Here is a 25049-nt window from a genome sequence, read left to right on the forward strand (position 1 = left end):
AGCAGCTACACTTTCAGTTATATAACGCTAACGGAGCACTAGCGTGGAATACGATTTTATTTATGACCGCAATACCTTGCAGTTCAGCATCAGGCTGGCGGCAGAGCATGAAGTAATAGGCCGGTTTTTGCTGGACGAATTCGGACAGGATGCGCAGGCGTATACGCCGCTGATTGAGCAGCTAAATGCGCTTAAGCCACACCAGAGTATGCAATATCAGGGCAAAGAGTTTTTGCTGGAAGTGGATAATGGTGAAGTTACGCTTAGCCACAACACCTTGTTTTATGCAGTCGAGCAACCACTACCTGAGCGGCAACAGCATAAACTGGCCGATGACGATTTGCAGCTGGACGAGCAGGGTATGCAAGCCCAATGCGGGCTGGAGGATTTACTCAAACTGCTACGCGAATGGCAGCAGTTTCTGGCAGGATAATGTTTACAGCCAGCGGTCCTGCCGTTTTGTCCGAGGTTTAAACGCTGCAGAAAACGCCTGCATACGTGCTTTAAGCAGTTGTTCTCTGCCGCTATCACTGCGACAGTAGATTAAATCACCGGGACCGACGTATTTACTCCAACAACGATAAAAAATACTGGCTTGCTCTTTGGTTGTGGCCAATCTTAGCGGCACCGCATGATAGTCATCACGGGCCATGCCAAGAAAATTGCCCGCGCGAATCACCAGATAGCGTGGGTTTTCAATAGGTGCTAAAACTTCGTGTAAACAATCGGCAAATAGTGAAGAGTCATAAAAGCTGCCGCCTTGCAGTGACAAAAACACATGACCGTTTTCCAGCTCTGTTGTTTGTACCGTTAACTGCCGAAATGGGGTGCTGATATGGCCGCTTTGACATAAGGCTTCGGTCAGCGCCATACCAATTTGTTTTAAGCTGCCGTCTGTGGGTAAATGGCGCCACAGTATCCGGGCTGTGGCAATACAGCTGGGTAACAGATAGAGCATACCGCCAATAATGCCTAGCGTGAATACCATTAACATAGCGCTAAAGCCGGTGCGGCCAAACCCCAGGCTTATTACACTGACCAGGCTGAACAATAAACTAAACTGTGCTAACAGGTATTTAAAGCTTTGCACGCTGTGGTAGGTGCGAATAGCCGGTAATTTAATCGTACTTACCCCTGGAGCAACCTTTGCCTGATGCTCTACCGTTAGTGCTTTTTGCCAGCGCTGTGATAATTGATGCTGTTGTTTTAACCGGTTAGCCATGCTGTTATTGCTATTGCGGATCAGGTCCTGCGGTTGGTTACTGTGTATCAGTTTATCCAGCGCCTGGGTATTCAGTCTGGCGAAGCCACTCTCAATCACATCTTTGCGTTCAGACAGGCCAACAAAAGTATCAAACCTGCGACTTAACTCCTGCAAATCCTGTAAACCAAAGAATGATTTAGTGTCCACCGCCAACAGGTGCCAGATACTACTGGTTTTGGCAGGGTTGGTTTTATCCAGCCTGATCGCCCGGCCGCGCATTTGGTTGGTAAGCATAAAAGAGCCAACATTACTGGCCAGCACTAAAGAGTTCACCACAGGGGCATCCCAGCCTTCGCCTAGCAAAGCGCGGGTACCAATTAGCACGTGAATGTCACCGTCACAGAGCAATTGGGTAAACAGCTGGCTTTGGGCATTTAGCGGCCCGGATAGTTTGATGTAACCGGGGGGCGCTTCAAAAGCACTGTAGCTAAGCTTATATTGGCTTAGTGTATCGCTATGCTTTTGCAGCAGAGTGGCAGGCAGTAAACTCAGGCGGCCGGTTAGCAAGGCTATGCTAAGCGTTGGTGCGGTATGTTGCCGTATCGCATCAAACACCGGCCAGGCGCCCAGCGCAGGCTGCCCGATGTGAATACCAGAGCTGATAGCTTCATCGCGGATATAGTCTGTCAGGATCACCTGACGTAATTGCTGCCCTCTTAGCTGATATTCCAGCTGGTGAATTTTAACGCAAGCCGTAATTTTTACCGGGTTGAGCGCCAGGTCACGCTTAAGCTGCGGGTGCTGTGCCAATAACAGTTCACGTTTATGCAGCAGCTGGCTGGCGCTAAGCTGGCGTCTTAACTGGTTGATATACTCTTGTTGTGCCGCAGTGGCTGAGAAGTCTGGGCTAAACAGCAGGGCAGACAGCAGTATTTGCCAGTTTTTGCGGTTTAGTGTAGGGATATCTTTGTAGCTGAAGTCGAGGATCTGCAATAACCCTATCGGCAGATGTTGCTGGTGCGCGGCTAAAAATGCCAGCAGGGCAACGGCAAGTTCTGGTTGGCTCAGTATGTCTTTGGCACTGATGGTTGCATTTAGCCATTTATGTTGGCGGATTAGCTGAAGGAACTCAGGCTGGACAAATAAACTGTCACACAAAGCGACAACCTTGTCGTCATGCTCGAGCAAACGTTTTTGTTCAGACTGATTAATGGCCTCAGTCCAGATGTAGTCCTGATGTGGGCATAAGGTTCCGGCTTTTACCAGCTCCGGGACTGATATTTCCTCATCGACCGGGCCGCATAGCTGCTCGTAGCGCTGCCAGTTGTGTTGTTGTGAGTCATAAGGCGGTGTTGCGGTTAACGAGACTAAAACAAGCTCGGGTAACGCTGCACACAGCTTGTCCAATACCTGCCACCAGGCGTTAGTAAGATGATGCGCTTCATCCAGAATGAGTACGCCAATCTGATGTTGTTGCACAGTAGTAATAAAGCAGTCTATTTCACTCTTGTTAAGCGTGTCAGGCTCGGTTTCTGCCGGGTTATCTTCTGGCACCAGATCCGTCTCCTGCTCAGCTAACTGGCCCGACAGTTGCCAGTGCAGTGCCTGATAGGTCACTGATGTCAGTACGCCCGGTTGGCGGATATCGGTGCTGGTCCAGTTTGGCAGCGCAGCCGTGTTTGCTGGCTGGAAGTCTGCCAGACGCAACAACCATTGATCGCGGATAACGCGGGTGGGTGATAATACCAGGGTTTTTTGTTGTAACAGCCTGAAAACCTCCAGCCCCAAGCTGGTTTTTCCTGCGCCTGGTGCTGCGACAATATGCAGTTTTTTATCCGCCATATGGCAGTGAATGGCATCAATAACTCTTTGTTGATAAGGACGCCATGGGTAGCGAAACGACAGTTGGTGAAAAGGCAAAGGCTGCATCCTGCATCTAATACTGCGCTGAATAGTACCTTTTCGCGTTACAAAATTGCAACGTTGCCGCGGCGATTTTTATGCACTTACACAGGGAAAAAACGCACCTAAATGGTGCGCTTTTCTTCGTTGCTAGCCCGCGCAATGTTGTAAGTTTTTGATATTTATGTATTTCACAAAGTTGGCACAAGGCTTCCTTAGTAAATAACGAATCGCAAAGACGACTACTAAAGGGAACACTCTATGAAGCTTGTATGTGCCATCATCAAGCCGTTTAAACTGGACGATGTCCGCGAAGCTATCGCTGACATTGGGGTAGAAGGTTTAACGGTAACAGAAGTAAAAGGCTTTGGCCGGCAAAAAGGTCACACCGAGTTATATCGCGGCGCGGAATATCAGGTGGATTTTCTGCCCAAGGTAAAACTGGAAATCGCCACGCTGGACGATCAGGTTGACCGCCTTATTGAAGCCATTCAAAAAGCCGCGCATACCGGCCGCATTGGCGACGGTAAGATTTTCGTCTATGACCTGGAACAGGCGGTGCGTATCCGTACCGGCGAGTCCGACGCAGAAGCCATCTAAGGAGCCGTTATCATGCAAGAGCAAATTTATCACTTACAGTATGCGATGGACACCTTCTACTTTCTGATCTGCGGTGTGCTGGTGATGTGGATGGCCGCGGGTTTCTCCATGTTAGAAGCCGGCCTGGTGCGGGCGAAAAACACCACTGAAATCTTAACCAAGAACGTGGCCTTATATTCTATCGCCTGCATTATGTACCTGGTGTGCGGCTATGCCTTTATGTACGGCGGCGAGTTTTTCTTAAGCGGTATTAATGCCGTAGATGTTGACGCCACCCTGACCAGCTTTGCCGAGCGTGAAGATGGCTTCACCGGCGGTGCAGTGTATTCAACTGCATCTGACTTTTTCTTTCAGGTGGTGTTTGTCGCAACCGCCATGTCTATCGTGTCGGGTGCCGTGGCCGAGCGTATGAAGCTATGGGCCTTTTTAGCCTTTGCTGTGGTAATGACCGGCTTTATTTACCCGGTGCACGGCTCCTGGACCTGGGGCGCTGAGGGTATGTTTGGCGTAAACCTGGATGATCAGTTTGGCTTCTCTGATTTTGCCGGCTCAGGCATTGTACATATGGCCGGTGCAGCAGCCGCGTTAGCCGGTGTATTACTGCTGGGTGCGCGTAAAGGCAAGTACAGCAAAGACGGTAAAGTAAACGCGATACCGGGCGCCAATATGCCGCTGGCCACCCTGGGTACCTTAGTGCTGTGGATGGGCTGGTTTGGTTTTAACGGTGGTTCAGTGTTAAAGCTGGGCGATATCAGTAACGCTAATGCGGTTGCTGTGGTGTTCTTAAATACCAACGCCGCGGCAGCTGCTGGCGCCGTAGCCGCACTGGCCTTATCAGTAATTTTATTCCGTAAAGCCGACTTAACTATGGCGTTAAACGGAGCGCTGGCGGGTCTGGTGGCAATAACAGCTGAGCCATCAACGCCTACAGCATTACAGGCAACGTTATTCGGTGCCATCGGTGGTGTGATAGTAGTGGCCTCTATTATTGGCCTGGACAAACTGAAGATTGACGATCCGGTAGGTGCGATTTCAGTACACGGTGTGGTGGGTCTGTTTGGTTTATTGATTGTGCCACTGAGCAAAGACGGCGCTACCTTCACGGGCCAGTTAATTGGTGCGGCTGCTATCTTCGCTTGGGTATTTATTGCCAGCCTGGTGGTGTGGTATGTGCTGAAGTTAACCATCGGTATTCGTGTTAGCGAAGAAGCTGAGTATGAAGGCGTAGACGCCTCAGAATGTGGTATTGAAGCCTATCCTGAGTTTGTCGCGTCGGTAAAGTAAGCAGCCTGGGAGGTGTTAGTGGCACCTCCCGGGAGCCTGCTCAGGCAGCGGCACTGCAAAGTGCCAACGCCATGAGCTAAACCTAAATCCACTAAACTACGTCTATCCTTGTCCTTTGTCTTTTTATCTGACGCCCCGTGCCAATTGGCGCGGGGTTTTTTATTGCTCAGACAAGGTTAGTGTTGTGCTGTGGTTCAATTGCAGCTGTTGATGGCTGACAATAATTAACAGGCCAGATTGCTGACGCTGTTGCAGTACTTTGGCTACCTGCTGGGCCGTTAGGTTATCCAGCCCGGCAAAGGGCTCGTCTAATAGCAAAATCGGCCGTTTAGTCAGTAATAACCGTGCCAGCGCGATACGCCGGCCCTGGCCACCCGATACAGCTGCACCATATTCGCCCAACAGGGTATCCAGTTGTTGCGGTTGCTGCTGTGCCCAGGTTTTTAAGGCGACATCGTCAAGTACTTGCCACAGTTCGCTGTCACTGGCGTCGGGGGCACCTAAGCGTAAGTTTTGTGCCAGGGTGAGATCAAATAAGTCTGGCTGCTGCGGCAAATAGCCAATGCTGTGGTTAAGCTGCCAATGCGACAGCGGCCAGCCGTTTAAGCTAAGCTCGCCCCGGTAAGGCAGTTCGCCAGCCAATGCCTGCAGTAGGGTAGATTTACCGGCACCGGAGACACCGTTGATAAACAGTAACTGGCCACTGCTAAGCGTAAAACTGATCTTGTGCGGCCCAACAATGGCGTTGGGCTGACGGGCGGTCAGTTGGCTGGCCGCCAGTTTAAATGGGCCTGTTGGTACAGGCCCGGAAGTTTGCGCTGCGGTGGGCCCCGCCAACTGATTTAGCCTATCACGTGCGGCTAAACTCAGCCCCAGTGCCACTACACTGTGGCACAGTGGCGTAAGGATTTCATACAGTGCCCACAGTACCAGTAGGGCCGCCAGCAGTAACGGCACCTTAAGCTGACCTTGTGCCAGTGCTGCACCGCCTTGCCATAACAGTAATAATGCAGATAGCCCCAACAAACAGTGTTGCAGCAATACCGTGCGGTTAATCAGCTGTTGTTGGCGCTGTTGCAGGGTTAATAACTGGCGATCGGCCTGGTTAAACCGCTGCAATTGTTGCTGCCAGCGTTGCCATAACACTAAATTGGCCAGCAGGCTAAGTGGCTCCAACAAGGCCTGCCGTCTTTGCGCGGCAGTGTCGGCTTGCTGGCGGGACAGTTTAACGGCAGTAGATAACCCCAGCAGCGGCACAATAAGGGCAGCGATAAGCAGCGGAATGGCTGCCAGCAACAGACTGTTGGCCAGTAACGCCCAAAATAGCAGCAGCAAGGCACTAAGCAATATGGCCGATAGCCAGGGCGCGACCACTTTGAGTGGAAACAGATCGAGTAAATCAATATCGCTGACCAGACGCTGTAAATCGTCGGCCGAGTGATGCTTGGCGGTTTTGCTTTGTGCCATCAGCTGAAAGCGCGATACCCGCAGGTCTTTGAGTAAGCCAAGTGCAGCGTAATGCGAGCTTAAGCGCTCTGCATAACGGCCGGCGGTGCGACCGATAGCACAAAGCCGGATCATGGCAGCCGGGCGAAAATAATCAAAGCCAACGCCCAGGCTAACGAGTCCTGCCAATGCGGCGGCGCTGATAAACCAGCCGGATAATGCCAGCAACGTGACCACTGCGACAAAAGTAACAAAACCCAATAACAGGGCCAGCGACCAGGCACCGCGGCGGCTTGTCATTAAACTACGAAGACGAATAGGTTCAGGCGCGTGCATTTGCACCTCCCTGGCGTAAAAGGTTACCGCCCTCAGGTAACTGGATAACCTGATCCAGCCAGTCCAGGCCATGTAACTGATGACTGACAATGATGACGGTTTTACCTAGGCTTAAGCGACCAATAAGTTGGTGTAAGCGGTAGGCGGTAGCGCCATCCAGGTGCGCTGCCGGTTCGTCCAGCAGCCAGATCGGAGCATCACGCAACAACAGTTGTGCCAGTGCCAGCCGTTGTAGCTGACCGCCGGACAGGCCCAGGCCGCGCTCGCCAAGCAGGGTGTCCAGCCCCAGAGGTAAACGGCTTAACAGAGGCCATAACTCAACCTGGTGTAATACTTGTTTTAACTGCTCGTCTGTGGCCGCTGGCATGGCCAGGCGCAGGTTTTCAGCAATGCTGGCGGCGATAAAACGGCTTTGCTGCGCCATATAGCCCAGCTTGGCTTGCCACTGGGGCAGGTTCACTTCAGACAGCGCTTGCTGGTTAAGCCATATTTCACCCTGATAGGGCGTAAAACCAAGCAGGGCATCTAATACACTCGATTTACCACAACCACTTGGCCCCTGCAGTGCAATACGTTCACCTGCGGCAATTGCGATGCTGAGCGGGGCCAGTCGCTGGCGGCCCTCTGCGCCAGCAATACTAAGCTGGTTGATGTGAATAGCCGGTGCCGCTGCAAAACTAAGCGGCTGATTACCGTTATGCTGCCAGGCCTGCTGAAGGAGTATTGGCTGCAGTTCAGTGATGGCGGCTTCTGCCAGCGCTTTGGCGTGGTAATCACTGCCCAGCTGACGTAGCGGCGCATAAAATTCCGGTGCCAGCAGCAAAATAAATAACGCGCCCTGATAGGGTACCGGGATCTCGCCTTTGGCCCAGGGCAAAATGCCTAATAAACCTAAGCCTAAATACAACGCCAGCAAGGCGATGGCCAGCGCAGAGAAAAACTCCAGCACAGCGCCGGATAAAAATGCCATCTTCAGCACCCGCATGCTGCTGTCGCGATAGCGCTCTGCCGCGTGGGCGACCGAGTTACTGGCTCTGTCCAGCGCGTTTAGCTGACGCAGCGTTGCTATGCCCCGCACTAAATCGAGAAAGCGACCGCCCATGCGGCTAAGTTCAGTAAACTGCTTTTGGCTGGCGCTGGCTGCAGCATTGCCCAGTAAAATCATAAACATCGGCACCAGTGGCGCTGTCAGCAGCAAAATGGCCGCTGCCAGCAGGCTGTAGTAGGCCGTTGCCAGCGCCATGATCACCGGTGTGACTAACACCAGATAACGCTGCACATAATAGCGGCTGATAAAACCATCCAGTGCATCAACCTGCTCCAGCAGCTTGGTACTGATGGCACCATCAGTACCGTACTGGCTTTTGCCCGGCCCGGCTGCGGCAATCGGCTGAAGTAGCTGCTGACGCAGTGTTAAGCGCACCTGCTGGCTGGCTTGTACGCTAAGTTGCTCGCGGCCATAGTGCAGCAATGGCCGGCCCAACAGGCACAAGGCAAGAGCAGGCAGTAAGCTGGTTAATAAGGTTGGGGTAGGGCTTTGTCCGTTGGCCAGTGCGGTTAGCCAGTCGGCAAACAGCAGTGATAACAGATAAGATTGCAGCACAAGTAAGGCGACTGCCGCTATCGCCAGCAACAGCGCCTTGTTTAGCCGCGGTTTAACGCTTTGCAGCAGCTGGTTTAGCTGCTGCAGGGGGGGCGATGGTTTACTCAGCGGGAGTTTCCTCGCCTTCGTAGCCTTTTAACTCCAGCCACATCGCATTGATAATGCCAAATGAGCAGGCCAGTAACACGCCTAAAATCCAGGCAAAATACCACATATCAGGCTCCTTATTAGTACAGTGAGTGGCTGTTATCGCGGATATGCTGCTCGTTTAAGCGCCCGCGCATCACATAGTAACCCCAGCCGGTGTACGCCAGAATTAACGGCACAAAAATACATGCCACGACAAACATAATCATCAGCGTGGTTTCACTGGCGGTGGCATCCCACATGGTCAGGCTATGTGCCGGATGGCTGCTCGATGGCATAACAAAGGGAAACATGCTGATACCGGCCGTGAGAATTACCATTGCCATGGCCAGTGACGAGCTGACAAAAGCACTGATATGACGTTTGGCTTTGCTGGCCAGCGCACAGCCAATAAAGCCCAGTACCCCAAGCGCCGGTACCAGCCACAGCAGCGGTAGTTTGCCGTAGTTAACAAACCAGCCGCCAGCAGCGACTTCTACCAGTTTCTCGGTAGTACGGTTAGCGCCGTTAGTGTCAATGACACTTTTGACGACATAACCATCAATACCGGCATACAGCCAGATGCCAGCCAGCACAAACAGCAGGGCACAGAGCCAGGCCACAATCGTTGATAATTTCTCGCTACGCGCTTTTAGCTCGCCTTCGGTTTTAAGTTGCAGGTAAGTGGCGCCGTGGTTAACAATCATCAGTAAGCTCAGCACACCTGCCAGCAGGGCAAAGGGGTTTAACAGCGCCCAGAAGCTGCCGGTGTAATGCAGGCGCAGAATATCGTCAAAGTAAAACGGCACGCCTTGCAGCAGGTTGCCAAAGGCCACGCCAAAGATCAGCGCTGGTATGGCAGAGCCGGCGGTGAGCGCCCAGTCCCAGCGGCTGCGCCAGGTTTCACTGTCAATTTTGGCGCGGTATTCAAAGCCGATAGGGCGTAAAAACAGCGCAAACAGGGTTAACATCAGTGCCAGATAAAAACCACTGAAGGAGGCGGCATAGACGGTGGGCCAGGCAGCGAATAAAGCGCCGCCAGCGGTAATTAACCATACCTGATTACCGTCCCAATGCGGCGCTATGGCGTTAATCATCACGCGGCGCTCGTCGTTGCTGTTACCCAGCACCTTTAACAGCGCGGCCACGCCCATATCAAAGCCATCGGTAATCACAAAGCCAATCAGCAATACGCCAATTAGCAGCCACCAGATAAAACGTAGTGCTTCGTAGTCCATGTTATGCCTCCTTCGCCACAGCGGGGCTTTCTAAATCGTATTTGCCGGTATGCAGTGATGATGGGCCAATTTTGGCGTACTTGGTCATCAGCCACATTTCGATAATCACGAAGACGGTGTACAGCACCATGATGCTGATTAAGCTTATCCAGATATCGGTTACCGTTAGTTGCGATACGGCTAAGTGAGTGGGCAGAATTTCACCTATCGCCCAGGGCTGACGGCCATATTCGGCAACAAACCAGCCGGCTTCACAGGCGATCCACGGCAGCGGCAGGCTAAATACAGCAAATTTGAGCAGCCATTTCGGTTTGTCGACCGTGCGTTTGGCGCTGTGCCAGAAGGCCAGTGCAAACAACAGCAGCATGGCAAAACCGCAGGCTACCATAATGCGGAAGCTCCAGAACAACGGCCATACCTGGGGTACCGAGTCTTCTACTGCCTGGGCAATCTGCTCTGGCGTGGCATTGGCGACATCATCGGTATAAGCGGTAAGCAGCATGCCATAGCCTAAATCTTCTTTAAGCTCGTTAAAGCGGTTTACTGTAGCGGGCGATTTATCACCGGCGCGGTATTGCTGCATTAGTACATAGGCTTCCTGACCGCGGATAATCCGCTCCAGGTGTTTTTGTTTTAACTCGGCTAAGCCAGGCACTTGTTCATCCAATGAGCGGGTGGCAATCAGCCCCAGCACGGCGGGGATCTTCAGCGCATAGTCCGTAGTTTGGGTTTCTTCATTTGGAATACCAAACACGGTAAAGGCGGCCGGCGCCGGGTGGGTTTGCCATTCGGCTTCAACCGCGGCTAATTTCACCTTTTGCACATCACCCAGCTCATAGCCCGATTCGTCACCCAGTACGATAACTGACAAGGCACTGGCCAGGCCAAAGGCCGAGGCAATAGCAAAGCTGCGCCGGGCAAAGGCTAAATCGCGGCCTTTAAGCAGATACCAGCTGGAAATGGCCAGCACAAAAATAGCGCCGGTAACATAGCCGGCCGATACTGTATGCACAAACTTAACCTGTGCCACCGGGTTAAACACCACTTCGCTAAAGCTGGCCAGCTCCATACGCATGGTGTCGATATTAAATTCTGAGCCTATCGGATGCTGCATCCAGCCATTGGCAATTAAGATCCACAGTGCTGACAGGTTAGTGCCCAACGCCATCAGCCAAGTTACCGCCAGGTGTTTTTCTTTACTTAGCCTATCCCAACCAAAGAAAAACAAGCCAACCAGGGTTGACTCTAAAAAGAATGCCATCAGGGCTTCTATTGCCAGTGGTGCGCCAAAAATATCGCCAACATAATGTGAGTAATAGGCCCAGTTAGTACCAAACTGGAACTCCATGGCAATACCGGTGGTGACCCCCAGCGCGAAGTTAATACCAAATAATTTACCCCAGAATTTGGTCATATCACGGTAAATGGTTTTGCCGGTCATCACATACACCGACTCCATTATCGCTAATATAAACGCCATGCCTAAGGTAAGAGGGACAAACAGAAAGTGGATCATTGCCGTAAAGGCAAATTGAAACCGGGACAGGTCAACTATATCCATCGCTAAGCTCCGCAGCGCAGGTAAGAAATAAGCGGTACCTATAAAGTAGTACAGCCATATCACTATACAAGGAAGGTGCACCAGCGCTTATGCGCTGGATCAAGCTTTGCGGTTTTTACATTAGATGAATTTAATGTACTAGCGTTTCCTGGCCAGAAAGGTATCGACTGCTTTATTGGATGCGGCCAGCTTTTTGCGGCCTTGCGGGCAGGTTTGCGTCAGCAGAATAAACAGCGTATCGATCACCAGCTCCTGGGCATTACGCGCCAGTATTGACGATAAGCGCGCTGAGCTTTCATCGGCGACGGTGTACAAATTTAAACTGGCTAAGCGTGCGACGCTATTGGCACCATAGGCGGTAATACTGATAATGTTGACGCCATTAGCCGCGCCCTGTTCAGTAATTTTAACGCTGTCTGGCGTTTCGCCTGACTCGCTTATGACCACCAGCACATCTTCCACGGTGTAATTGGCAATATTGGCCAGCTGCACATGGGTGTCAGTTTCGGCCAGTGCTGCAGTACCCAGCTTTTGTAATTTGTAAGAAAAGTCTTTTGCTACCAACGCTGAGCCACCCTTGCCGCACAGCAGCACCCGCTTGGCATTGCGTAGCAACAACGCCGCTTGTTCGAAGCTGGTTTGGCTGTTAATGGCATGGGTTTTTTGCAACACATTAATTTTGCTGGCCAGCAATTTCTGGCTCATGGTGCTAAAAGTATCGTCTAAAGATATTTCACCATGCAGTTTATCGCTGCTAACCGCTGGTGCCTGATGATGCAGGCTGTCGCTGATAGCAAATTTAAAATCCGGGTAGCCTTTATAGCCTAGTTTCTGGGTAAAGCGCACCACACTGGCCTGGCTGATGCCGACCGCTTTGGCCAGCATTTGTGAGGGCATATCGCGGATATGATCCGGATTCGCCAGGATATATTCCGCCAGTTGCTGTTCGGCGCGGGGAAACTTATCGCGCAGGGCTTTTATTTTATCAAGTACAGACATCCGCAGGTCCTGTTGGCGGCCGCTTTGGCACGCAGCTAAAAAAGGTCATATCCCGCAGCTTATTATGAGTCGGCTAAATTGAAAAGCCCGGCCTGCAATACAGGCCGGGAAACACCGGGTCCGGGATTAGAACGCGGGTGTGTAACGCAGGCTAACACCGAAAGAGCGGCCCAGTACCGGGTAGTCACTAACGGTATTAAAGTGGTTGGCGCCCGACAGTGGCAGCGGCGGGTTTTTATCCAGCAGGTTGTCGATACCGGCCGTCAGGCTAAGTGTATCGCTGGCCTGCCAGGAGGCCGACAGGTCGAGATAGTTTTGTGCGCCAATGCGGATACTGCGGTCAGCGGCGTTCTCTACCTCGCCAATACGACGCCAGCCCAGCTGCACGCCAAGCGTATCCAGGTTCCAGTCCAACGTTGCGCGATGTTTATAGTCCGCCTGCAGTACGCTGGCAAAGTCGCCGGAGCACGCATTGCCATAGGTGCCTTTACAATCTGTCGGCACCACGGTGGCGTTATTTTGCCGGCTTTGCTTGGTAATAATGCTGGCCTGATAGCTTAGTCTGATACTGCCGCCGAGCATCAGAGGGGCGTTGAAGCGGTAGTTAAGCGCTATGTCGATACCGTCCTGTTTTATCGCGGCCAGGTTGAAGTCGTTCACAATAGCGGTGCTGATCAGGCCGGTTTGCGGGTCACGCAGCACGGCATCGCACAAGGGGTTGCCCGCCACCGGGTTATCGATATAGCAGTTTTTCAGCGCTGCGGCCGGTTGGATCTGGCTGACTGCATCGGTAATTTTGATGCGGTAGAAATCCAGTGTCGCGTCAAAACCACTGATATAAGACGGCGTATAAACCAGCCCCAGGGTAGCAGACTGTGCCTGCTCGGGTTTAATTTGCGGATTACCGCCAAAGGTGTAGCTGGCCGTAGACGAATCAAACGCTGTGCCGACGGCGGGCGCACCATAGCGGGCGCATTGTTCAGCATTGCCGGTACCTAATAAACACGGGTCGCCGTCAAAACGGCCGGCAAAACGCGGCACAAACTGTTCGCTGGTCTGGTCAAACAGTGCCAGCGACAGCGCCGTTATAGGGCTGGCAAATTCGCCCAGATTGGGCGCCCGAAATGCTGTTTGGCGGCTGGCACGTAGCCTTATTTGCTCGTTAATTGCCCAGTTTAATCCCAGCTTCCAGGTGTTTTCTGCCTCGGTGTTAGAGTAATCAGAAATGCGGTATGCCGCCTCCAGATCCAGCTGATCGGCAAAGGCATGGTCAAACAGCAGCGGCACTAACACCTCGGCATACCACTCTTTACTGTCAAAGCTGGCGTCCATTTCAAACACGCTGACACCGGCGAAACTGGTACCGTTACGAAATGCATCGCCCGGCGTTTGCTTACCGCTTTCTTTGCGCACTTCATACCCCAGCGCATAGCTTACCGCTCCGGCAGGGAGTTCAAACAGGGGCGCCGAGTCGCCGGACAAGGTGGCGGCCACGACACTTTGCGTACGTTCACGATTGGCGTACAGCAAGGGGTTGCTAAAGCTGCTTAAATCCAGCGCCGGGTTAAAAATATCAGTGCTGTTGGCAATAGCAGCAAAACGGCTGGCACCGCTGTTGTTAAGGCGATAGGCATTGTTGTAAAGGGTTGAGGTTTCATCAGTACGACCATATTGGGCGTACAAATCGTAGCTTAAGTTGTCGGTTAGCACGCCTTTTACGCCAAACTGAAACTGGCTGGATTCACGCACCGCGTCGGTGTATTGCAGGCCCAAACCGAGGTTACGTTCTACGTTTACCTCGGCATTACCGTTGGCATCAAAGCTGAGTAATTCACGTGCCGCTGCCGGAATATAAGGATTGTCGGCGCTTAGAGTCAGTTGCTCGTTTACGCTGACCGGTGTCTGGCCGCTGGCGCCGGCACCTTGCACCTGTACCTTGGCAAACATACCGCGGCCATAAATTTCTGCATGCTCATTGAGCTCGGCGCCAAAAAACAGGCCGGCAGACAACCGGTCCATCGGCTGGATCAGCAAGCGTTCGCCGGTCACATTAGTGGTGTTACGGCCAGTGGTCAGTGCGCCGTTGTCGTCGATACCAAAGCTATTGCCGCTGGCTACATCGGTATAAAAGCCGCCGCTGTTAATCATGCTGCCACTGTTTTGCATCGCCCAGTTGCGCTCGCCCGCCAGCAGCGCCTTGCGCTCTGAATAGCCTATATACCCGGTAACATGGCCGCGGCCACTGGCAATATCGCCGCCAAAAATGGCTTCGGTATTGAGTCTTTCACCACCGCCGTCTGCTGTTTCATAGCTGGCCGATAGCTCGACGCCGTCAAACTTATCATCAAGAATAAAGTTTACCACGCCGGCAACTGCATCAGCGCCATACACGGCGGCAGCACCGCCGGTTAATACGTCAACCCGCTTAATTAAGCCAGCCGGAATAATATTTACATCCACTGAGTTGCGAAAACTAAACGGCACAGCGCGGCTGCCGTTGATCAGCACCAGGGTGCGGTTTTGTCCCAGGCTGCGCAGGTCTATCGTCGACGAGCCCAGTGAATCACCGACAGTGGCGCCGGTGGCGTTAGCGCCGGCAGCGGCTTGTGGTAGCTTGGCTGTGATGTCTTCAACATTTACTGCACGATCGAGCTGAATTTGCACTTCATCTACCGAGGCTACCGGGCTGGACGACACCAGTTCAGTGCGGGCAATGCGCGAGCCGGTAATAGTGATCACTTCAGTTTTATCGGCACTGCTGTCAGTTTGCTGCGCCAGCAGCAGTGGGCTGCACAGCGCCAGGTTAACGGCCAATGCCAGTTTAGTCGCCTGCTGCAGGCGGTTGGATGTTCTGCAACGGTAAGATGTCATCAGTGTATACTCCTGTTGATAGAGCAAGATCGCGGCGTTATTATGAATTTTTTATACATATATAATTACGCTTCGATGAATATATACCCCAATTTGGGGGTTTGTGCAATTTTATTTAGTTGTATTAAGGCTATTGCTGGATAAATTATTCATGCTACAGTTTGTGCTGATAACATCAGCGACAGGAAGCCGTTATGCACAGCCATATTCAGCAGTTATATAGCATTGCCGATAAACCGCGCCGCACCATTATTGGCCTGATGAGTGGCACCTCGCTCGATGGCCTGGATGTGGCGCTGTGTCAGCTAAGCGGGGATGGCCTGAACACCCAGGTTGAGTTACTGCGCTTTGCGACTGTAGATTATGACGACAACTACAAGCAGCGTGTTAAAGCGGTATTTGCCAAACGCGAGGTTGACCTGCAGGCGCTGACGTTGTTAAACCCTTGGATAGCGCTGGAGCATGGCCGCATCATTAACCAGTGTTTAGCCGCCTGGCAGTTAAGCGCCGCCGATATTGATATTGTTGCCAGCCATGGCCAGACGGTATATCACTGCCCAAAGCGGCAGCATCAGTTAGCCGGTGAGGGTAACGCCACCCTGCAGCTGGGCGATGGTGACCATTTAGCGATGGCCACCGGCATTATTACTCTGAGTGATTTTCGCCAGAAACATGTTGCCGCCGGCGGCGAGGGCGCGCCGTTAGCCGTGTACGGTGATTACTTGTTGTTTAGCAGTAAAGACGAAAACCGCATTATGCTAAATATTGGCGGTATCGCTAACTTTACCTGGCTGCCGCAAACTCTGGACGCCGAAGCGGTATTCAGCACCGATATCGGCCCGGGCAATACGATGATGGATGCCTATGTGCAGCGTCATTTTGCCGGTCAGTATTATGATAAAGATGCCAGCCTGGCCATGGCGGGTAGGGTGAGTAAGCCTTTACTTGATGCACTGAAGCAGGACAGCTTTTTTGGTCTGAGTTTCCCTAAAACCACCGGGCCTGAAGTGTTTAACCTGCCGTATTTAGCCAAAGCGCAGCACGCCTCTGGTACTACGCAATTAAGCCATGCCGATATTATGGCCACGCTAAACCGTTTTAGTGCCGATATGATTATTGCCGCGATTCAGCAAACCACAGCGCAGCTGGATAAGTTTGTTATTTACGCCAGCGGCGGCGGTATGCATAACCCGCTGTTGATGAACCACATTCAGCAAGCTTTGCCCGGGGTGAGCATAAAAACCACCGCCGATTTAGCCATAAACCCAGACGCCAAAGAGGCGGTATTGTTTGCCGTACTGGCCAATGAATGTCTGGTCGGTGGCAAGCAGAAGTTCAGTAACGCCCGCGAAGGGATCCCGGGCGTGACGATGGGGAAGGTTAGCTTTGCTGATTAGCGCAGGCAACAGCCTGCCTGGGGCGTTAGTACTCCCACCAGCAGTCTTGCCACCAGTCTAAAAACTCAGCAAAGTCGATATAGCCGTTGTTGTTGCTGTCGACCAGCTTAAAACCTTCCTCAACATGGCTGGCTTTGGTTTTTGGCGCCAACGCAGTAAGTAGCTCGATAAACTCAGTTAAATCAATACGGCCGTTACCGTCGCGGTCAAAAAAGTCGAAGTTGCTTTTTATTTCTGCAATTTGTTGTTCAGACAACGTTTCTTTAGTCACTTGCATCACCTTGTTTAGCAATCAGTTCTGGCTGCAGTTTACTGCGCCTGAAAATTGCTGTCTATGCGCAGGCAGGGTTCCGATATTTATCTGGCACTAAAGCAGGGCTTTGCGCTAGTATTCGCGCCCTTATGTACATAGTGTTAATTTAATGTGTGGTAGCAATGGATAAAATAGTTCAACTGGCAATGATTGTGGCGGTAACGCTTATTTCAGTGCCGGCAGATGCCGGTTTGGCCGAAAGTGAGACAGTGATCTCAGTATTTACCGAAGGCGGTGGCAAAGCAGAAACTACCGGCGTTGCACTGGGCGTGCGACAAGCCGAAGCCAATGGGTTATACCTGCAGGGGGGCTTAAGTTACCAGCGCATTACGCTGAAACAATATCCGGCAGATTATGACGGCGGCCGCTTCCGGCCGGTATTTTTGTATGGCCGGCTCGGTATGGATTGGTGGGTTGGCCCTTATGTTCAGGCCGGATTTGATCTGAACAGCAGCCTGATGAATTGGTTAGACACCAATAGCAACAGTTGCTGCAATGCCAATGTCAGGGCCGGGCTTGAAGTTAAACTGCATCAGAATGTCCGGTTTGATCTGTATGGTAACTGGTATAACTTTCACTATAACAGCCTGCAAGCGCCGGTAACGCCAATTGATTATCAGCCAGGGGGTGAGAACCGCCGTTTTAGCCGCACTAGCGTCGGTGCTCAGTTATCACTGCTGTTTTAATCGTACTTGTGCTTAGCATTAAGCGGCGCGGCCGGTTTTGTAATGTGCAGGGCTGCGCTAAGCTACATGTTTATGCTTAGTCTGGTTGGAGTGAGTGATGCGCAGGCACTTTAGTCGTTTGTTGCACAGCCTGATATTGCTGTTAGCGCTGGTCATAATACTGTTGTTTATTGGTGCGCTGCGCAGCCCCACCGATAGCCTGCATGGCATGCTAGGCTCGGCGCTGTGGACCACACTGGCACCGCACTTTTTATTGCTTAGCCTGACAGGCTGCCTGTTTATATGGTGGTGGCGACGGCGTTATCCAAAAACGCACTTATCGACACTGACATTGTCGGCGGCGGTTGCGGCTGCGATAAGCAGCGGCGTTGTGTGTTATCAGTTTAAGCAAACGGCTGTAAAAGCAGGGGGTGATATTAACTGGCGCCAAGCCCTGCTACTTAAAAGCATCACCGCAGCTAAGCCAGATCTAATGTTAAGTTATGACGGTTATAACGGCATAGCAAAGCCGCTGGCGCTGTTTTTACCAAGCAACCCAGGCGCCAAAGCACCTGTGCTGCTGTATATCCACGGCGGCGGTTTTATGGCCGGCTCGTTGCTGGAAACCAGCAATGACTTGCGCTGGTTTGCCGACCGGGGCTATCTGGTTGTCAGCGCAGGTTACAGCTTGTTTAGTGAAGACAATCCCAGCTGGCAAAAAGCGCCGCAAGATGTTGCCTGTGCGCTTAGCTGGTTAAAAGACAATGCCGCCCGTTACGGTGGCGATATAAACCGACTGGCGCTACTGGGCGATTCAGCCGGCGGCAATCTGGCGCTGAACATGGCCTACGGCGGCGCGATGCAGGCAGAGCAGGCACACTGCGATACAGCGCCGCCAGCGGTAACGGCAGTAGTGGTGCAATACCCGGCGGTAGACCCGTTAGCCATTTATGAATACGGCTATCCGATACCCGGCTTTGCACCTAAAATGCTGGTCTCCGGCTATATTGGTGGCGATCCATACCAGCTGGCACAACGGATTTCGGCCGTAAGCAGCTACAGCTATCTGTCGGCACAGGCGCCGGCCACGCTGATATTTTCACCCCGGCAAGACGGTTTAGTGCCGGCCTGGACGGTACAGCGCTTTGCCAGCTACGCCCGTCTGGCCGGGGTTGAGCTCGAACTGGTATCTATTCCTTTTGCTAACCATGTGTATAACCAATTGGCCGCTAACTCGGTTGGTAATCAGCTTAGACGCAGTGTTACGCTGCGGTATTTGCGCCAGCAGGGTGTGGCGGAAACTATTATTTAACAAGAACCGCTGCAGCAAGCTGTCAGAAAAATTTACAGTTTTGGCGGCCTTTATCGCCTAATTTCCGTGCTCAATTGCTAGCTGTTGATAGTGTTGATATTAATTTTCTGGCGTGTTTGTTGCGTATCATTGCGCTGATGCCGGCGTGTGGTTTTGTTTAATACTCACATTAAAAAGCACGTTAAAACAAAGTGTTAATCTGTAGCGGTTTTGTTTTGACGGTGTCAGCTGGCGGTAGCGAATAGGCAATTGCAGTGATATGCCAAAGTCGTTTAAGCACTATCGCAGAGGAAATATCATGAAACGAGTATTACCTGTATCCAGTAAGATCTGGGCTGCCGTATGTTGTATTGCCAGTTTAGCGTTAAGTAGCACTTATGTTTTCGCCGAGCTAAGCGGCAACTATGTGTTGAAATATGAGGCGCAAAATCTGACGGAGTATCAGCAAAAATGGGCCAATATCTACGGGCCTTTATCGCTTTCAGCCGGCGGTAGCCTGGCGGTGTCTAAGCAGGCGGTTACCGTTAGCGCCATTCCATTTCAGGTGGGGGCGGACTTTAGTGTGTTTGACCATCTGAAGTACATTGCCATAAGCACTCAGCAGTTCCATGTGCCTGAACATGGCTCGCTGGAGTTTTCGGCTGAAATTATCGCCCATACCCCGGGTACTGACCCAGGCAGATTAATCCGGGGCTGCTATGGCCCGGCGCTTTCGTACCTTAACCTGTCTGATCCCTGTGACCAGCCCTACCAGGCGAGTGTATTGGAAGGCCAGCAGGCTGGTGTAGTGCTGAATATGATTAACTTTGAAACCGGCCAATTATTTGATTGGTTTATTTCTGAGAACAAAGCCTTTGCCTTAATTGAGCGTTTGCCAACGGTGGTTACAGGCAGTCCGGGCACCGGTTTAGACTTGGCGTACACCCAGATCATCCGTGAAGTCGATATTAATCCCGGTAAAAAACAGCATGTTGCGATTCGTTACAGCCGTGGGCCAGATGCGTCTTTTGTCGAGTTTTTTTTAAATGGTGAGCTGTTTGCCCGGGTGGATAATGTTGGCATACCACTGGATAAACAAGGCGTGTCGTACACAGGCTATGCGCCGTCCACGGGTGAGGGCGAACTGCTAAAAGAGCGGTTAAATACCTTTGTTATCGGGCATGGTTTGTTCAGTTTACTTGACGCCTATCCGTATCAGCATCCTGAAGCGCCAGAGCTGAGTGTTTCTATTCCCATTTCAGAGCGGCTGTTCGGCCAGGGCGCAGTGGGGCAGTGGAGTAAATTTAAAGTCGTGCAAAAAGTGCATTAGATGACTTGAGTACCGCACGAAAGCGAGAACGGGAGCGGAGCTGGTTAAACAATAGACGTGCTCTGCCCCCATTTTCACCGATCCGAAGCTTGCCTCAGACCTGTTAGAGGACTATATTTGGTCCACCTAGGAGGGCGCATGAAGCTGTCGCAACAAATTAAACCTATTAGCTATTTAAAAGCCCACGCGGCAGAGATTGTGCGTAACTTAGCCGTGCAGGAAGAGCCTTTGGTCATCACGCAAAATGGCGAAGCCAAGGCTGTGCTGCAAGACATTGCCAGCTACGAGCAAACGCAGGAAACCCTGGCGCTATTAAAAATCCTGGCGCTGGGCAGCCAGCAAATTGAACAGGGTAAGGTGCAGCCGCTGGCCGACGTTATTAGTAACATCCGCCAGCTAAAAACGGCGCCTTAATGGCTTTTCAGGTAATGCTTACCGACGACGCCAGTGAGGATTTAGCCTTGCTGTATCGTTATATTGCTGAGCATGATGTAGCAGAAAATGCCGATTATGTGCTGGAGCAATTAGCGCTTTGTCTTGCCAGCTTAACGACGTCACCAGAGCGGGGTACTTACCCCAAAGAGCTGCTGGCAGTGGGGCTGCGTGAGTACCGCGAAATCTACTTTAAACCTTACCGTATTATCTACCGCATCCTGGCGGATGTTGTCTATGTGATGCTGATAGCCGACGGCCGGCGCAATATGCAAAGCCTGCTGCAGCGCCGCTTGCTGGGTGGCTAAAAGCAGGTTAGTCTCGTCACTATGTTAATAACACTACAACAACCCATCGTTAGCCCAACCAGCAAGCTTTATCAGATCCTGCTGGTTAATTGCATTCTTCTTGGCGCTACCTTCCTCGGCTACAAATACCTGCCATCAATACTAGCGTTAGACCCACGCCCCAACGTCCGCTTAATGGTGATTGTAGCAATGGCACCAGTACTAGCACTGTGCTGTTCTATTGTGATAGGCACAAAACAGCCCAAAACGTTAACTGCTGACGATGATGGCATAACGCTGGGCGATGCTATCGCCGGCAGCGAGTTTTACCCCTGGCATGATATCAGTGGCTTTAGCCTAAACCCCAATAGCAAAGTGCTTAAATTCCGGGTTGATAGCCTGCAACTTAAACACACCTTTAGGCTGAAGCAGTTTGGAATTACCCAGCAGCAGTTTGAACAGTTGCAGCAGCTGGCGGCAGTGGGGTTAAAAAGCGAGTAGGGGGAATGGTAGGTTTGTGCCAAAAGCGGACATTAGAGCTTAAAAGCATCCTGTTCGCATCTGAGCATAGCCAACGCTTATTCGGCAGTTTGATCCGTATTTGTAACAAATGCAAATACTAGTTGTACCTAAAAGGTGTTGTCAGATTAAAAGAAGCAATGTAGTGTTCTGTACATAAATTATACAATGTCTGGTTAACCCATGTTGAAGTAAGGGGAGAGCCATCGTATAAGTATTAGCTGGTAATCATCACAAGGAGTTCAAGTGTCAGTGCAAGAAATTCAAGTATCTTTAGAGGAACTTAGATCACTTAACCTGGTTGAAATTGCTAATTCTTGTAAGAGCCAAGTCTATTATGAACTGGAGTCAGCTTTTAGAAATGTTGAAAACTCAAATGCTGCAAGACTGCTATCAGCAACGTGTTCAATGCATTTGAAGCCTGAAAGCACAATAACCCCGTTTTCCCCCAAGTTTATAATGCAAGATAGTAGAGGAATTATAGCCAATGATTTTTCTAGATCATCTTTAAATGTATTGGCTGAGTTCTGCTTAGAAGTTGATGTTCCTGAACTTAGAGCAAGGTTAGCGGATATATGTTGGGTAACGAAATCTGGAAGTATTGAGCATGCCTATATGGCTATTCAAGCTTACATTGAATCGGCCAAAATATTATTACTTGAAAATGATACCTGGGTGTATCCAGCTGAGAGAATAGAACGAGCTTTGAGGCTCAGTTGCATGTTCCGCCGTGAAACACAGCGTCCTGACTTATTTATTTCGATATCAGATTTTGTTATTTCTGAGATAGACAGAAAAAAACTTAATGAACCTCCTTTCTATGCATTGCGCCTTTTAAACTTATCTCACGAGTGTGGAGTGGGAGATCAAAATTGGATTCTTTCCACAGCCGAAGAGATTGCTCAAAACCGTTTTGAGTTGAATGATACTAGGACCGCAATTAATGCTTGGGAATGTGCGTTGAACTCAGCAATTGAGTTGAGAGATAAAAACAAACAACAAGAAATCTGGACATATATAGCCGGTTGTCATGTAAAAGACTCTGAGATGCAAGATGGAGGGCTTATCTCAGCTGGAGCTCTACTCAAAGCAATTGACTCTTTATCAAAAGTACCAAATACGCGACAAAAAAGGCTTGAGCTATATGAGAAAATGAGAGATTGCCAATTAGAATCTTTACATCAGCTACATGAGTATTCAACGCCCGGCACTAATATTAGTGAAATAGTCCATCAAGCGAAAATTCAAGTTCAGGGGCAGGATTTTTTCGATATGTTATTTAGGCTTGGTGTTTTGGTGTCAAGACCTGCTTGTATTGACACGTTAAGGAGCCAAGCAATTGAACAAATGCAAACCACTATAGCTTGGATGTTTGGTGGAACTCACATTGATCACGAAGGTATTACCGTTGCTACAGTTCCATCCGGAATGGGAATTAACGATGATCCAGATGGAATCGTAACATGGTCAATTATGATGAGAAACATAGGAATTGATCATCAATTGGCTGTCCAAGGGCAGATAAGACCAGCAATAAATGAAATAATGACACAACACCATGTTTCAGAACATACTTTAGAGTCAATCTTGAAAAACCATCCTTTTATACCTAAAGGTCACGAGTATTTTTTTGTCAAAGGTGTCATGTGCGGACTCGAAGGCGACTTTCTTACTGCTTGCCATGTTTTGATTCCTCAAATCGAAAACTCGCTTAGGTACGTTGTCAGGAGTCAAGGTGAGGAACCAACCACGCTTCATGGAGATGGAAGTCAAGAGCGGAGTGGTCTGAAATTCTTATTGAATCATGCCGTTATCTTAGATGTGCTAGGGAAAAATATTACAGGCAACCTTCAAGCTATATTGATAGACAAAATTTATGGTGATTTGAGGAATCAAATGTCTCATGGTTATATGCCCGCTGGTCATTTCTTTGGAAACGCTCCAATTTTTCTATGGTGGCTAATTTTGCACATTTTAATGCTACCCTTTGGTAGTTACTGGAAGCAAAATTACAAACCTGAAAACACAACTCCCAAACCGATTGAGTCGCTTTCGTAGCTGTTAGTGTCGGATTCACTTCACTTTGTTGCGAACAATAACTCAACTTATATTTCGGCGTTTAATGTCCGCTTCGCTCAAAGCGGACAATTATTACAACAAAGCCTGCGTTTAAGTTAGGTGCATTTAGGCTTTAATAAGTATTCGAGTCACTTTGTCTATCCTGGTTTGTAGCATCAATTCGTTGGGGCTTGCCAGCTCACGCGATGCCAATACGGCATAGGTGAATTTGGTGCCGGCTGGCAATTCTGCCGCAGGGTCTTTACCCGCAGCGGCAGCGTCTCGAATAAACACCATCTGGTGTTTAATGGTTGTCAGCACATCAGCTGTAACAGTCTCTAGCGAATCGGTGTCAATCGCATCAATTACGTCATTTGCCGCTGATTGTAGAGCATCAAAATTCATGGCGGGCGGGCAGCGCAAATTGAAGTCTCCGTTTAGGGCTTATACACATCAGGATAATTAAGGCTATTTTTGCCACACAAGTCTTTAAGTATTTGCAGTAAGCCCGCCTGTTTCAACAGCTTATTAGGTAACAACACGCTTTGGCTGTTTCCTCTGCCATTAACTGCAGGACGGCTTAAGTTTTGTAGCTTAATGCCTTTTTCACCGTCATCACTGCACTGCGGAACATAACGGATCTTAAGCTGTTCGCCTGCAATATTGCCACTTACGTGTAAGGTGTCATTTGGTAGGCCGCCCTGGTTTGGCCAACGCCAAAATTTATCTTCAATCGTCCGCACAATCCAAGGTAAAGCGACCAGCGGAAACTCAGCTTGCTCCAGCCACAGTCCAGGTTCATCTTCCTTGCTGCTGATACGCTTATCGGCGACTATTTTACTGAGAAAAATCAGCGTGTCAGGGCTGCAAATGACAAATCTGGTGTAGTCAGTCATCACTGGATCCTGGCACGTCATTGCAACAATATGATGATTTTCAAGTAAATCAGTTCTTAGATATGTCAATGAATTACCTGCAGTTTCTTAAGCAAACTCACCCGCAAGCTGACGCTTAATAATATCTTTAAATATAGCCCGCGCGTGGTCTTGCCAAATGGTTAATGCAAATGAAAAAGTTTGCGCAGCTTCACCCGGCAGGATATGGCAGTCACGGCTGAAATTTGTCACGGTATAGCCTCCTATGCCTTCACCTGCCACAGAAACGCCATAACGTAGTTCAATATTTTCACCGTCAAACGCTTTATCAGTATGTTGTATATCTTTTGCCAGACCGCCCAGTGACGGCTTGCGCTCAAACATGGTTTCTATTGACTCTAGCACCCAGCTTAAAGCATCTAATGGCATTTCAAACTGCGTTATGCTGTTTCTTTTACCATTGGCTAAGCGACCTTCTTTTCTGACAATAAAAAGCCCTTTACCGATAAATATGTCACTGACTATCTCTCTGTTGGGTGATGATAGCGCATTGGGTAACGTACCTATGTACACGTAGTCGGTTGGTATATTGGAATAATCTATCAGACCTAAATGTTTAAATATGCTAGGCATCATTAACCGCCTTTCTTTCAAAACAGATGTTATTAATGGCGGCAATCAACTTATCTGCTGCCATCTGCAGATTTTAAAA

The 25049-nt window shown here is 50.4% G+C and carries 23 protein-coding genes; 11 read left to right on the forward strand and 12 right to left on the reverse strand.

Features of this window, described 5'->3' with window-relative positions:
* Positions 1-43 precede the first annotated feature (43 nt).
* The gene (locus tag EYB30_RS02840) at positions 44-433 is read left to right on the forward strand and encodes a YacL family protein (protein ID WP_166836856.1); all 390 of its coding nucleotides are present in this window, start codon (positions 44-46) and stop codon (positions 431-433) included.
* Positions 434-436: 3 nt separating this feature from the next.
* Here EYB30_RS02840 and EYB30_RS02845 read toward each other — a convergent pair whose 3' ends face one another.
* On the reverse strand, positions 437-3124 hold the full coding sequence (locus tag EYB30_RS02845; protein ID WP_166836858.1) for a DEAD/DEAH box helicase family protein: 2688 nt from the start codon (positions 3122-3124) through the stop codon (positions 437-439).
* Between the two features lie 243 nt (positions 3125-3367).
* Here EYB30_RS02845 and glnK point away from each other — a divergent pair, with 243 nt between their 5' ends.
* Together glnK and EYB30_RS02855 are read left to right on the forward strand one after the other, a co-directional pair.
* Positions 3368-3706, forward strand: a complete 339-nt coding sequence (gene glnK / locus EYB30_RS02850; RefSeq protein WP_008217600.1) for a P-II family nitrogen regulator — start codon at positions 3368-3370, stop codon at positions 3704-3706.
* A 12-nt stretch (positions 3707-3718) separates the two neighbouring features.
* Positions 3719-4990 carry an ammonium transporter gene (locus EYB30_RS02855; RefSeq protein WP_166836860.1) on the forward strand — a complete coding sequence of 424 codons (1272 nt, stop codon included), beginning with the start codon at positions 3719-3721 and terminating at the stop codon, positions 4988-4990.
* Between the two features lie 159 nt (positions 4991-5149).
* On the opposite strand, the gene EYB30_RS02860 is transcribed toward EYB30_RS02855, so the two are convergent.
* From EYB30_RS02860 to EYB30_RS02890, 7 genes are all read right to left on the reverse strand, one after another.
* Positions 5150-6772, reverse strand: coding sequence for an amino acid ABC transporter ATP-binding/permease protein (locus EYB30_RS02860; protein ID WP_166836862.1), 1623 nt, complete (start codon positions 6770-6772; stop codon positions 5150-5152).
* The gene (gene cydD, locus EYB30_RS02865) at positions 6759-8483 is read right to left on the reverse strand and encodes a thiol reductant ABC exporter subunit CydD (protein ID WP_166837644.1); all 1725 of its coding nucleotides are present in this window, start codon (positions 8481-8483) and stop codon (positions 6759-6761) included. Before cydD ends, EYB30_RS02860 begins: the two co-directional genes overlap by 14 nt.
* The gene (gene cydX, locus EYB30_RS02870; RefSeq protein ID WP_166836864.1) at positions 8476-8589 is read right to left on the reverse strand and encodes a cytochrome bd-I oxidase subunit CydX; all 114 of its coding nucleotides are present in this window, start codon (positions 8587-8589) and stop codon (positions 8476-8478) included. The genes cydD and cydX overlap by 8 nt, the downstream gene beginning before the upstream one ends.
* 13 nt (positions 8590-8602) lie before the next feature.
* The gene (gene cydB / locus EYB30_RS02875; protein WP_166836866.1) at positions 8603-9739 is read right to left on the reverse strand and encodes a cytochrome d ubiquinol oxidase subunit II; all 1137 of its coding nucleotides are present in this window, start codon (positions 9737-9739) and stop codon (positions 8603-8605) included.
* A gap of 1 nt (position 9740) precedes the next feature.
* Positions 9741-11300, reverse strand: coding sequence for a cytochrome ubiquinol oxidase subunit I (locus EYB30_RS02880; protein WP_166836868.1), 1560 nt, complete (start codon positions 11298-11300; stop codon positions 9741-9743).
* A 138-nt stretch (positions 11301-11438) separates the two neighbouring features.
* Positions 11439-12299 (reverse strand): MurR/RpiR family transcriptional regulator, encoded by an 861-nt coding sequence (locus EYB30_RS02885; RefSeq protein WP_166836870.1) that lies wholly within the window; start codon positions 12297-12299, stop codon positions 11439-11441.
* Positions 12300-12425: 126 nt separating this feature from the next.
* Positions 12426-15170 (reverse strand): TonB-dependent receptor domain-containing protein, encoded by a 2745-nt coding sequence (locus EYB30_RS02890; protein ID WP_166836872.1) that lies wholly within the window; start codon positions 15168-15170, stop codon positions 12426-12428.
* A 194-nt stretch (positions 15171-15364) separates the two neighbouring features.
* Here EYB30_RS02890 and EYB30_RS02895 point away from each other — a divergent pair, with 194 nt between their 5' ends.
* The gene (locus EYB30_RS02895) at positions 15365-16567 is read left to right on the forward strand and encodes an anhydro-N-acetylmuramic acid kinase (RefSeq protein WP_166836875.1); all 1203 of its coding nucleotides are present in this window, start codon (positions 15365-15367) and stop codon (positions 16565-16567) included.
* 25 nt (positions 16568-16592) lie between these two features.
* Here EYB30_RS02895 and EYB30_RS02900 read toward each other — a convergent pair whose 3' ends face one another.
* Entirely contained in the window at positions 16593-16844 is a 252-nt protein-coding gene (locus EYB30_RS02900) for an EF-hand domain-containing protein (RefSeq protein ID WP_166836878.1), read from the reverse strand.
* 158 nt (positions 16845-17002) lie between these two features.
* On the opposite strand from EYB30_RS02900, the gene EYB30_RS02905 reads away from it, so the two are divergent.
* The 7 genes from EYB30_RS02905 to EYB30_RS02935 all read left to right on the forward strand — a co-directional run bounded on the left by EYB30_RS02905 (position 17003) and on the right by EYB30_RS02935 (position 23462).
* Positions 17003-17566 carry a hypothetical protein gene (locus EYB30_RS02905; RefSeq protein ID WP_166836881.1) on the forward strand — a complete coding sequence of 188 codons (564 nt, stop codon included), beginning with the start codon at positions 17003-17005 and terminating at the stop codon, positions 17564-17566.
* A 97-nt stretch (positions 17567-17663) separates the two neighbouring features.
* The gene (locus tag EYB30_RS02910; RefSeq protein ID WP_166836884.1) at positions 17664-18857 is read left to right on the forward strand and encodes an alpha/beta hydrolase; all 1194 of its coding nucleotides are present in this window, start codon (positions 17664-17666) and stop codon (positions 18855-18857) included.
* Between the two features lie 298 nt (positions 18858-19155).
* On the forward strand, positions 19156-20166 hold the full coding sequence (locus EYB30_RS02915) for a DUF6081 family protein (protein WP_166836886.1): 1011 nt from the start codon (positions 19156-19158) through the stop codon (positions 20164-20166).
* A 138-nt stretch (positions 20167-20304) separates the two neighbouring features.
* The gene (locus EYB30_RS02920; protein WP_166836889.1) at positions 20305-20580 is read left to right on the forward strand and encodes a type II toxin-antitoxin system Phd/YefM family antitoxin; all 276 of its coding nucleotides are present in this window, start codon (positions 20305-20307) and stop codon (positions 20578-20580) included.
* Positions 20580-20906: a type II toxin-antitoxin system RelE/ParE family toxin gene (locus EYB30_RS02925; protein ID WP_166836909.1), complete on the forward strand. Its 327-nt coding sequence runs from the start codon at positions 20580-20582 to the stop codon at positions 20904-20906. Before EYB30_RS02920 ends, EYB30_RS02925 begins: the two co-directional genes overlap by 1 nt.
* Positions 20907-20927: 21 nt before the next feature.
* Positions 20928-21386, forward strand: a complete 459-nt coding sequence (locus tag EYB30_RS02930; protein ID WP_166836911.1) for a PH domain-containing protein — start codon at positions 20928-20930, stop codon at positions 21384-21386.
* A 264-nt stretch (positions 21387-21650) separates the two neighbouring features.
* Entirely contained in the window at positions 21651-23462 is a 1812-nt protein-coding gene (locus EYB30_RS02935; protein ID WP_166836913.1) for a DUF4209 domain-containing protein, read from the forward strand.
* A 126-nt stretch (positions 23463-23588) separates the two neighbouring features.
* On the opposite strand, the gene EYB30_RS02940 is transcribed toward EYB30_RS02935, so the two are convergent.
* The 3 genes from EYB30_RS02940 to EYB30_RS02950 form a co-directional block, all read right to left on the reverse strand.
* Positions 23589-23867, reverse strand: coding sequence for a hypothetical protein (locus EYB30_RS02940; RefSeq protein ID WP_166836915.1), 279 nt, complete (start codon positions 23865-23867; stop codon positions 23589-23591).
* A gap of 32 nt (positions 23868-23899) precedes the next feature.
* Positions 23900-24358 (reverse strand): hypothetical protein, encoded by a 459-nt coding sequence (locus EYB30_RS02945; protein ID WP_166836917.1) that lies wholly within the window; start codon positions 24356-24358, stop codon positions 23900-23902.
* Between the two features lie 87 nt (positions 24359-24445).
* On the reverse strand, positions 24446-24973 hold the full coding sequence (locus tag EYB30_RS02950; RefSeq protein WP_166836919.1) for a hypothetical protein: 528 nt from the start codon (positions 24971-24973) through the stop codon (positions 24446-24448).
* Between the last annotated feature and the right edge of the window lie 76 nt (positions 24974-25049).

It is taken from the genome of Rheinheimera pleomorphica, assembly GCF_011634895.1.
In the GTDB taxonomy this organism is placed as follows: domain Bacteria; phylum Pseudomonadota; class Gammaproteobacteria; order Enterobacterales; family Alteromonadaceae; genus Alishewanella; species Alishewanella pleomorphica.

Bases quoted from the DNA above. Each gene is read 5' to 3' on its own strand.
- glnK (WP_008217600.1), top strand. From the start codon at position 3,368: ATGAAGCTTGTATGTGCCATCATCAAGCCGTTTAAACTGGACGATGTC.
- EYB30_RS02855 (WP_166836860.1), top strand. From the start codon at position 3,719: ATGCAAGAGCAAATTTATCACTTACAGTATGCGATGGACACCTTCTAC.
- EYB30_RS02860 (WP_166836862.1), bottom strand. From the start codon at position 6,772: ATGCACGCGCCTGAACCTATTCGTCTTCGTAGTTTAATGACAAGCCGC.
- cydX (WP_166836864.1), bottom strand. From the start codon at position 8,589: ATGTGGTATTTTGCCTGGATTTTAGGCGTGTTACTGGCCTGCTCATTT.
- cydB (WP_166836866.1), bottom strand. From the start codon at position 9,739: ATGGACTACGAAGCACTACGTTTTATCTGGTGGCTGCTAATTGGCGTA.
- EYB30_RS02880 (WP_166836868.1), bottom strand. From the start codon at position 11,300: ATGGATATAGTTGACCTGTCCCGGTTTCAATTTGCCTTTACGGCAATG.
- EYB30_RS02885 (WP_166836870.1), bottom strand. From the start codon at position 12,299: ATGTCTGTACTTGATAAAATAAAAGCCCTGCGCGATAAGTTTCCCCGC.
- EYB30_RS02890 (WP_166836872.1), bottom strand. From the start codon at position 15,170: ATGACATCTTACCGTTGCAGAACATCCAACCGCCTGCAGCAGGCGACT.
- EYB30_RS02895 (WP_166836875.1), top strand. From the start codon at position 15,365: ATGCACAGCCATATTCAGCAGTTATATAGCATTGCCGATAAACCGCGC.
- EYB30_RS02900 (WP_166836878.1), bottom strand. From the start codon at position 16,844: ATGCAAGTGACTAAAGAAACGTTGTCTGAACAACAAATTGCAGAAATA.
- EYB30_RS02905 (WP_166836881.1), top strand. From the start codon at position 17,003: ATGGATAAAATAGTTCAACTGGCAATGATTGTGGCGGTAACGCTTATT.
- EYB30_RS02910 (WP_166836884.1), top strand. From the start codon at position 17,664: ATGCGCAGGCACTTTAGTCGTTTGTTGCACAGCCTGATATTGCTGTTA.
- EYB30_RS02915 (WP_166836886.1), top strand. From the start codon at position 19,156: ATGAAACGAGTATTACCTGTATCCAGTAAGATCTGGGCTGCCGTATGT.
- EYB30_RS02920 (WP_166836889.1), top strand. From the start codon at position 20,305: ATGAAGCTGTCGCAACAAATTAAACCTATTAGCTATTTAAAAGCCCAC.
- EYB30_RS02925 (WP_166836909.1), top strand. From the start codon at position 20,580: ATGGCTTTTCAGGTAATGCTTACCGACGACGCCAGTGAGGATTTAGCC.
- EYB30_RS02930 (WP_166836911.1), top strand. From the start codon at position 20,928: ATGTTAATAACACTACAACAACCCATCGTTAGCCCAACCAGCAAGCTT.
- EYB30_RS02940 (WP_166836915.1), bottom strand. From the start codon at position 23,867: ATGAATTTTGATGCTCTACAATCAGCGGCAAATGACGTAATTGATGCG.
- EYB30_RS02945 (WP_166836917.1), bottom strand. From the start codon at position 24,358: ATGACTGACTACACCAGATTTGTCATTTGCAGCCCTGACACGCTGATT.
- EYB30_RS02950 (WP_166836919.1), bottom strand. From the start codon at position 24,973: ATGATGCCTAGCATATTTAAACATTTAGGTCTGATAGATTATTCCAAT.